Genomic DNA, 8662 nt, shown 5'->3' with positions numbered 1-8662 from the left:
ACTATCTCGCCAATACCCTGTCCGCCATCCTCGACGGACACCCGCAAAGCGGCATCGAAGACCTCATGCCATGGCGCTTCAACCAGCCGTCAAGCCTCGCCGCATAGGGCCAAGCCGTAGCGCTTACCAGCTTTCGATCGAGGTCCGGCATTCTCTCTCGGGAGCGAAAGGGGAAGTGGAAAGTAGTAACAGATATAGCCAATTTTTTCGACAGAGTTGGAAACCACTCCCTTGAGAACCACCTCTTAGATGTTGGTTGTGACCGTAAGCACGTCACCTTATTGCGGGAAATGCTGCTGTTTTGGACGCGCGACCGGAGAAGCTTCGGCGTTCCCGTTGGCTCCGACGCCAGTCGGATAGTCACAGAGGCTGTGCTTATCGACGTCGATGATAAGCTCAAGAGGAGCAACATCCCGTTCGTCCGATATGTCGATGACTATCGGCTGTTCGCTGACAGCAGAGCGGAGGCATACTCAATTATCCAAGAGCTTACCGACCTGTTGGCAGAGGAAGGCCTGTCGCTAAATGGCAAGAAAACTGAAATCCTCGAAATCTTGGACGAGGACGACCCCATTCTTGATGCAAATAAATTCTTACCTACGGAGCATCAGCGCATAGACTTAGAGGAGCGCCTAACAGTTGAAAGGCGCGTCCGCGTGAGCGGAAGGACGCAAATCGCTCGGCACTATAGGGAGCCAGGCAAAGAGGCCCTCAGAAATATCCAGAAAACTGACAAAGCCAATCTCGTCAGAGAATTAAGAGCATCTACAGGCGCGGATTTTGAAGATCATATCAAGCTTGTAATTAAATATTTTGTCTATGTTGACCAAGATACTAGCTTAATTGGAGCTTTGCTCGAAAAGAAGATTACTTCAATTTTTTACATATGTGACGCTCTAATCAAAGAGGGCGCAAAGTTTTCAGACGATAAGTGCGCATCAATTGTTCGCACTATTCTGATTTCTTGCGAGTGGAACAAGTCCCCATATCCATATCAAATACCTCTGCTCCGCCTATTCTCCGATGATCGGTTCAATCACCCCGATTTTGCTTGCAATCTATTGGATATTCATAAGTTTAGCGACAACCACTTGTTTTTAAGGGAAGTGATTTCTTCGTCCTATCCCGTTTTTGATCGAAGACGGATCAGGTATTTGGCGACAGAAGTTTATCCAACTGTGCCGGAATTTCTGCGAAGAGCCATATACTACGCCGTCGTCAAGTCCACGAGGTTAGCTGCCGACGAGAAGCGGCCGCTTTTAAAGAATATGAGGCAATATTCCTCAGATTGGTTCGTAAACCGAATACTGACGGAAGCAGACGCCTCTGGAACAGCTCTGGTACAACAAGAAACACTTATTGAGGAGGCTACGCTAGCCTAAGGATACAAGCACAGGGCCTCACCTGCTCAATACGCTCCTTCAACAGGCTTATTGGATAGCCACCCGCGCCCGACCCGTAGCGATCCGCTTCTCCGCCCTGAGCGTGGCCTTGTATGGCGTTGACGTACTCCAGCGGCACACCACCAGCTCGGCAAGCATCCTCAAATGTGTGACGGAAGCTGTGAAAGCTCTTTTTCTTCGTCTTCACGCCGCAAGCTTTGAGGAAATTGCCGAACCACTTCGAGAACGTAGATGAATACGTTCCGTCTGCCGCCTTCTCAATGTCCGGGAACAAGCGCTTCTGGTTGGCAGTCTTGGCCCTCTGTACGAACTCCAAGAAGCCCGCTGAGACGAGTTGGCTATGTATCGGGATGTTGCGACGAGCGTTTGCGTTCTTGACCCGCCGGTCGTCCTCTTCGTCATCCCCTGGCATCAGACTGAGGTAGGCGATCTCGCCCTCAAACTTCACATCTTCGACGTAAAGCTGCACGATCTCCGCGAGGCGGGCGCCCGTGTGCAGGGCAACGAGAGGCACCCAGTAGCGCCCACTGTCGATAGGAACAAAGTTACCCGGCTCCTTCCAGTGATGGAGCGAGCGACAGCCTCTATAGAGCGGCGCTAAGAAAATCGTCTTGAGGTCTTCATCGGTGAACGGGTCCCTCTCGTCTCGGGCCACGCCTTTGGGCTTCGACAGCTTTACCATTGGGTTGCCATCGACTTCGTCATAGTTCGCCTCAGCCCAGTTCCAGAAGGACTGCACGAACTGGATGTTCTTGCTCGCGTTGGTCCCGCTCATTGGGGTGAGGCAAAGCTCAGCTGAGCGCTCCACGGCTTTGCCGATGGACAACTTCGCCAGCTTAGGGTGCTTCACCCAGTTTGCCGGAAGGGTCTGCATCGCGGCTTTAAAGGCTCTACCGTCTGCTTTCGAGTATGAGGACAGAGACCTATCTCCCACGAGGTCACAGAACCAGCCGATCGCCACCTCGTGGGCTTTGGCAGTCTTGTCAGTCCATCCGGATCGCTTGTCCTTCAGCCAATCCTGTACCGCATCACTAAGCAGCACTCCGCACGACTTCGGAGCAATCACAGCCGGAGCCTCCGGAGTATCTACAAGCTCCCCCTTGTTCCTCAGGGCGATGTCCTTGTAGGCTCTGACCTCCCCGCGCTGGATGGCTGCAACAACTTTCTTGCGGCTTGCAGCGTTCGGCGCGAGCTTGATGTCGAAGCCATCCCAACTCATCACCTCATCCACCTCTTGATCGTAGAACACGTCCGAGGCCCTTCGAGGCAGCTGATGCTGAACGTACGTGAGTGCTTCGACAACTTGCTCATCGTACTCCTCAAACGTTGGAGCTGGCAGTTCCAACTCTTCACCAGCATAGAACCCCGCGTCACGCCGCTGATCATCTTCTTCCAGCAGATACGCGTAGTAGGCCTCTTCAACGGCCTTCAGCTCGGCCGCGGTCAACTCATCCCGTGTAGTTAGCACTGCGTTCTGACGACGACGATGCTCATCGAACCTTGCGTCAACTTCGGCAGCAGCAACACGGACACGCTTGATGGCTTCGCGCGGGTCCTTGGTCTTCAGCGAGAAGGTTTCTTCGGTCTTGGGGTAGGTGTCACGGATGTCCGCAGGAATAGAAGCGCGGTGGTAAAACACACCATTGCGTTGAACGAGGCGGAGATGTTTCGGCACGTCAGTCATGCTCTCGCTGTAACAGTTCACTGGAACAGCGTGAAGACGAAAGGGCTGGAAATGCTGGAACTCTAGGATCTCTGCGGCTCACAGAGGTCAGTGGCGGAGAGGAAGGGATTCGAACCCTCGAGACCGTTCCCGATCTGCACCCTTAGCAGGGGTGTGCCTTCGACCACTCGGCCACCTCTCCAGCGCGGTCGGGTCTAGCCGCAGCCTTCGGGGATGGCAAGCGGTTTTTGTTGTTTACCACCGCCTCGCTCACGGGAGTAGCGGGAGGAACGAACTATGCGCTGCCCAAGTGCTGCAACCGCATTGTCGGCAGCGACAGAGAGTGCCGAGGTGCGGCGAGTGATTATTGGCAAGAGCGTCAGGATTCGAACCTGTTCTGCGGTTTCGGAAGCCGGGCGCATCGGCGCCCGACCGTTATTGCTTCCACCGGTCGCTATTCGTCCGCCGCGTTCTTGACCGGTCCGGCCTGCCAGACGCGATAGCGCACGTCCACGTCGTCAGGTGTATAAATCACCACGGGAAGCTTGCTGTTGTACCGAACCAGCGTTTCGCTTGAGCTCCTGACAAAAGCTTCTCGTTCGGAGCCCTCAACGCATCCCATCAGGGTGGATGCGCCAGAGCCGAGGCTTTCGAGGACAAAGTAGTTGTATCCCCACCCATCGACAATCTTCTCTTCAAGCTGGCCGCCGAAGAAATGTTGATTGCAATCGACATTCATGGTCTTGCCAACGATGATTTCCACCTTTGCCGTCGTCTCGTCCTCAAGGCTGGGCAGTCTGATCACATGCTGCACCTGACCGGCAGACGCAGCAGGATACGGCGCCAAGTCTTGAGAATCGGCAAGTGCGGTCGTTGTGAAAAGCAGGCTTGCGCCCAAAGCCAACACGGCAGTCTTCATGTCGTTTTTACTCCATCACGTGGGAAGCAGGGGAACGGCGATATTTCCAAATAGTTGCGCCCTGCGGCAAAAGTGCCCGGCTCCGTGAGCGTTGTATCGTGCCAGTCGCGGGCGAGATCGTCGTTGCGGTCGAGGTCGTTGTTCCCTTCTGCCTCGCTGGCGGCTGGTTAGTCTAGCCGTGCAGGGCAAGGAGTGCCTGGCGCAGATTGCCCTCCTGTTGTTCGAGGAGTGCATTGGCTCGGTCTGCATCTGCGCCGGCGGCGATCAACACGGCCGGTTTTACCGCACCCTTGCTGATGTCCAACGCCCGCGCTGCGGCAGCGTCGTCGACCTTGGCGATTTCAGCCACGATCCCACGAGCCCGACCGCGTAGTTTTTCGTTGTCGGCCAGGACATTGACCATCAAGCCATCATGGACATGGCCCAGTCGGATCGCCATCAGCGTCGAAAGCATGTTGAGAGCAATTTTCTGCGCGGTGCCCGCACCCATCCGCGTCGAACCGGCGATCACTTCCGGCGGCGTCGGCAGGAAAACCGGCACATCCACAATATCGAAAAGCAATGCATCGGCATTGTTGGCGAGCCCAATAGTTCGGGCGCCCGCAGCCTTTGCCGCCCTGACCGCCTCGATGGGGTAGGGGGTGTGGCCGCTCGCCGTCAGAGCAATAAGGCAATCCAGAGGGCCGAGCTTGAGAGCTACAACGGCTTCGCGAGCCTCCTCGCCATCGTCTTCCGGCCCGCCCTTCATGTCGGAAAGCGCGGCCATTCCACCGGCCAGAAGCACCACGATCCGGTCCCGCTCCAGCCCATAGGTGCCGGGCAGTTCCAGTGCATCGGCCAGTGCCATCAGTCCCGAACTGCCCGCCGCTGCATAGATGAGACGCCCCCCGCTTCTAATGCTGGCTGCTGCCGTCTCTGCCGCGCGCGCAATGGCCGGTGCGGCCTGGGCAACCGCAGCTGCCGCCTCGGCCTGTCCAATGGCGAGCAGGGCCAGAATCTCAGCGTCGGAATTGAGATCGAGATTCTTCGCGCCTTCATGGCGCTTCTCGGTCTGCTTTTCTGCCATCGTCCATCCCCTCACGATAATGCCAAAAAAATACCACTTGTTCACCTGGTCACTGCCCGGCATAAGTGACCTATCGAAAAATACAAGCTTCACAGTCCTGTGCCACAGGTTTCTGCACAATTCACACTAAAGGGCTTGGTGATTGGTATTTTATTGGTATTGTATGGGCAGGCGCATTCGCCGCAAATCGATCTCACGGGCTCGCAACAGGCTCGGCGGAGGAACCTGTGACTGACCAGCCCGGCAATATCTTTGGCGACGGCCCCCTGGCCCTGCCGATGGGCGGTCCGCTTTACCTGCAGCTGAAGCGTTGGATTGAGGATGCCATAACGCGTGGCACTATCAATCCAGGCGATGCCTTGCCCTCGGAACGCGATCTGGCCCAGCGCGCCGATGTGTCCCGTGTGACGGTGCGCAAGGCTGTCCAGCAACTGGTGCAGGATGGCGTCCTGGTACAGCGCCACGGTTCGGGCACGTTCGTCGCCTCCCAGACCCAGCGTGTCGAGCAATCCCTCTCCCAGCTCACCTCGTTTACGGAGGACATGGCGCGGCGTGGCATGGCGGTGCGCGCCGAATGGCTGGATCGTGGCCTCTATGTCGCGTCTCCGGAGGAAACCATCATTCTCGGCCTCGCGGCCGGCGAGCAGGTCGCCCGCATCGCTCGCCTGCGCCTTACCGGCGATGTGCCGCTGGCCATCGAACGCGCCAGCCTGGCCTCGACGATCCTGCCGGATCCGGTCGGCATCGGGGATTCGCTCTACAAATATCTCGAAAAATTCGGCGCGCGCCCAATCCGGGCTATCCAGCGCATCCGCGCCGCCAATATAGCCGAGGAGGACGCACAACTCCTCCAGGTTGCGGTGGGCTCGGCGGGGCTGCATATCGAACGTACCTCCTATCTCGCCACGGGCCGCGTCATCGAATTCACCCGCTCCATCTATCGGGGCGACACTTATGATTTCGTCGCCGAGCTGAGGCTTGGCGATTCCAGTAAAGGAGCCAAGCCATGACCTCTCAAACCCATATGCGCCGGGAAGTGAACGAGATTCCCCAGGTCGTGGCCGGCTTTCTCGAGGCGTCCTCATCGGGGCTCGACCAGGCTGCAGCACGCCTCAGGGAGGTTGACCCCGCCCTGGTAGTGACCGTGGCCCGTGGCTCGTCCGACCACGCCTGCACCTATCTCAAATATGCCGTCGAGCTGACGCTCGGCCTGCCCGTAGCGTCGATCGGCCCGTCCATTGCCTCGATCTACGGCAAGGATCTCAAGCTTGACCGCGCTGCCGCGATCGCCATTTCGCAATCCGGCAAGAGCCCCGATATTGTTGGCATGGCGCAATCGGCGCGCCGATCCGGCGCCACCACTGTGGCTATTACCAATACAATGGGCTCGCCATTGGCCGAGACCAGCGATTTCACCATCGATCTTCATGCCGGCGTCGAGAAAAGTGTCGCCGCAACCAAGACATTCGTGACCTCCGTCGTGGCCGGCCTGGCCTTGCTGGCGCGCTGGAGCGGCGATGCCGACCTGCGCCGCGCCGTCGAGGCCCTGCCGGACAGCCTCGCCAAGGCGGTGGAATGCGACTGGTCGGAGATGATCCCGGCGCTTGATGGTCATTCCGCCCTCTATGTGCTTGGTCGCGGCCCCGGTCTCGCCATTGCCCATGAGGCCGCGCTCAAGTTCAAGGAGACCTGCATCATTCAGGGCGAATCCTATAGCGCTGCGGAAGTCATGCATGGTCCCGTGTCCATTGTGGGCTCTGGCTATCCGGTGCTGGGCCTCGCGGCTCGCGATGCCGCCGAAGCGTCCGTGGCCGACATGGCGCACAAGCTGGCGGGGCAGGGCGCTCGCGCCTTCCTGACCAGCGATCGCCCCGGCGCCGCCTCGCGCCTTCCGTTCGCGGCCACCGGCCATCCGATCACCGATCCGTTGGCCCTGATCGTGTCCTTTTACGGCTTTGTCGAGGCTCTGGCCCGTCATCGTGGCCTCAATCCCGACGAGCCGCCGATGCTGCGTAAGGTAACGGAAACGCTATGAGCGATCTTCTCGCCATTACCGGTGCGCGCATCTTCGACGGGACCGAATGGCACGACGACGCCGCCTTGCTCATCGAGTTCGGTTTTGTTTCCGGGATCGTCGATAGCGATGCGGTCCCGGCCCATGCCCAGTGTACCAAGCTCGATGGCGGCATGGTGGTGCCGGGCTTCATCGATCTTCAGGTCAATGGCGGCGGCGGCGTCCTGTTCAACAATGCGCCCGATCTGACCTCGATCCGCACCATTTGCCGCGCCCATGCCCAGTTCGGCACCACAGCGCTGCTGCCGACGCTGATTACCGATAATGTCGCGGTCAATATTGCCGCGATTGCCGCCGGCATCGCCGCCCATGAACTGCGCGTACCCGGCTTCCTCGGGCTGCATCTGGAAGGCCCGCACCTGGCGCTGTCCCGCAAGGGCACCCATGATCCGGCGCTGATCCGGCCTATGGATGATCAGGATCTGGCCCGGCTGGTGGACGCCGCCGCGGCCCTGCCCAACCTGCTCTGCACCATTGCCACCGAATCGACCACACCTGATCAGATCGCCGCACTGGCGAAGGCGGGAATCGTCGTCAGCCTCGGCCATTGCGATGCGAGCTATGACGACGCCAGGGCCGCTTTCTCCGTCGGCGTCAGCATGGCGACGCATCTGTTCAATGCAATGAGCCAGCTCACCAATCGCGAACCCGGATTGGTCGGCGCCGTTCTCGACACGCCGCAGGTTTTTGCCGGCCTGATCGCCGATGGCATCCATGTTCATCCGGCCGCCATCGCCGCCGCCTTGCGCGCCAAAGCGGGGCCGGGCCGGATTTTTCTCGTCACCGACGCCATGTCGCAAACGGCCACGGACCTCACCTCGTTTTCCCTCAATGGCCGCACAATTACCCGCAGCAATGGCGCGCTGCGCCTGGACGATGGTACGCTGGCGGGCGCCGATCTCGACATGATCGATGCCGTCAATTTCATGATCGACCGGATCGGGCTTGCGCCAGAAGAGGCTTTCCGCATGGCCTCGCTCTATCCCGCTGAGGCCATGGGCCTTGAGGGAACTCACGGCCATCTCGGCCGCGCCGCCATGGCGAACTTCGTGCATCTCTCTGATGCACGCGAAGTGCGCTCGACCTGGGTCAGCGGCGAGAGAGTTTGGCAGCGAACCGAGCAATAGACCAATTCGGCCCGGTGGGGCGAAGCCGGTACAATGGCTTGGATTCTGCCCCCGCCCGGATCGTCACTCTCGGGTCGAGCGCTAGGGGAGCGCGCTGTGGGTGGGCAGGGATTTGCCAGATCCGCCGAAAATCGGGGCGAGGGATGCCGCATGCATCCCTCGCCCCGCTCTCTATAGGGCATGCCCTTCGCCATCATCCTCATGAATCGCTGATCTACCGAGGCAGGCGATCCGGCCAGACAGGGCAGTGCATCCCCGATATGACCGGTCGCGCCGAATGCTGCCGCGCTGACGTTGCGGCCCACGTTTTGCACGACTGCCGACAATTTTAACGAATTCTTCAGGCGGGTTAACAGCTGGTTTCGCTCTGTGTGCTGAATCTGCAACAAGTGATGGGCAACCACCTTGCC

The 8662-nt window shown here is 59.0% G+C and carries 6 protein-coding genes, 1 tRNA gene and 1 pseudogene; 4 read left to right on the top strand and 4 right to left on the bottom strand.

Going from position 1 to position 8662, the window contains the following annotated elements:
* Window positions 1-146: 146 nt before the first annotated feature.
* A pseudogene (locus tag H0482_RS15550) lies at window positions 147-1382 on the top strand (RNA-directed DNA polymerase); the annotation flags it as partial.
* On the opposite strand, the gene H0482_RS15545 reads toward H0482_RS15550, so the two are convergent.
* The 4 genes from H0482_RS15545 to H0482_RS15530 form a co-directional block, all read right to left on the bottom strand.
* Window positions 1369-3087 (bottom strand): site-specific integrase, encoded by a 1719-nt coding sequence (locus tag H0482_RS15545; RefSeq protein WP_193730985.1) that lies wholly within the window; start codon window positions 3085-3087, stop codon window positions 1369-1371. The pseudogene H0482_RS15550 and the gene H0482_RS15545 overlap by 14 nt on opposite strands.
* A 91-nt stretch (window positions 3088-3178) precedes the next feature.
* Window positions 3179-3268 (bottom strand) — tRNA-Ser (locus tag H0482_RS15540).
* 252 nt (window positions 3269-3520) lie between these two features.
* Window positions 3521-3985, bottom strand: a complete 465-nt coding sequence (gene eco, locus H0482_RS15535) for a serine protease inhibitor ecotin (RefSeq protein WP_193730984.1) — start codon at window positions 3983-3985, stop codon at window positions 3521-3523.
* Between the two features lie 172 nt (window positions 3986-4157).
* Entirely contained in the window at window positions 4158-5051 is an 894-nt protein-coding gene (locus tag H0482_RS15530; protein WP_193730983.1) for an N-acetylmuramic acid 6-phosphate etherase, read from the bottom strand.
* 278 nt (window positions 5052-5329) lie between these two features.
* Between H0482_RS15530 and H0482_RS15525 the strand changes: the two genes are divergently transcribed.
* From H0482_RS15525 to nagA, 3 genes are read left to right on the top strand one after another with little or no spacing between them, the layout of a single operon-like run.
* Complete coding sequence (locus H0482_RS15525) at window positions 5330-6061, top strand: GntR family transcriptional regulator (protein ID WP_193730987.1); 732 nt, start codon at window positions 5330-5332, stop codon at window positions 6059-6061.
* The gene (locus H0482_RS15520) at window positions 6058-7086 is read left to right on the top strand and encodes an SIS domain-containing protein (RefSeq protein ID WP_193730982.1); all 1029 of its coding nucleotides are present in this window, start codon (window positions 6058-6060) and stop codon (window positions 7084-7086) included. Before H0482_RS15525 ends, H0482_RS15520 begins: the two co-directional genes overlap by 4 nt.
* On the top strand, window positions 7083-8252 hold the full coding sequence (gene nagA / locus H0482_RS15515; RefSeq protein WP_193730981.1) for an N-acetylglucosamine-6-phosphate deacetylase: 1170 nt from the start codon (window positions 7083-7085) through the stop codon (window positions 8250-8252). The genes H0482_RS15520 and nagA overlap by 4 nt, the downstream gene beginning before the upstream one ends.
* Window positions 8253-8662 lie beyond the last annotated feature (410 nt).

The sequence above is a fragment of the Devosia faecipullorum genome (genome assembly GCF_015158295.1).
GTDB classification, from domain to species: domain Bacteria; phylum Pseudomonadota; class Alphaproteobacteria; order Rhizobiales; family Devosiaceae; genus Devosia; species Devosia faecipullorum.
The sequence above is the reverse complement of the archived record's forward strand: the minus strand, read 5'-3'. Positions and strand labels throughout refer to the sequence as shown.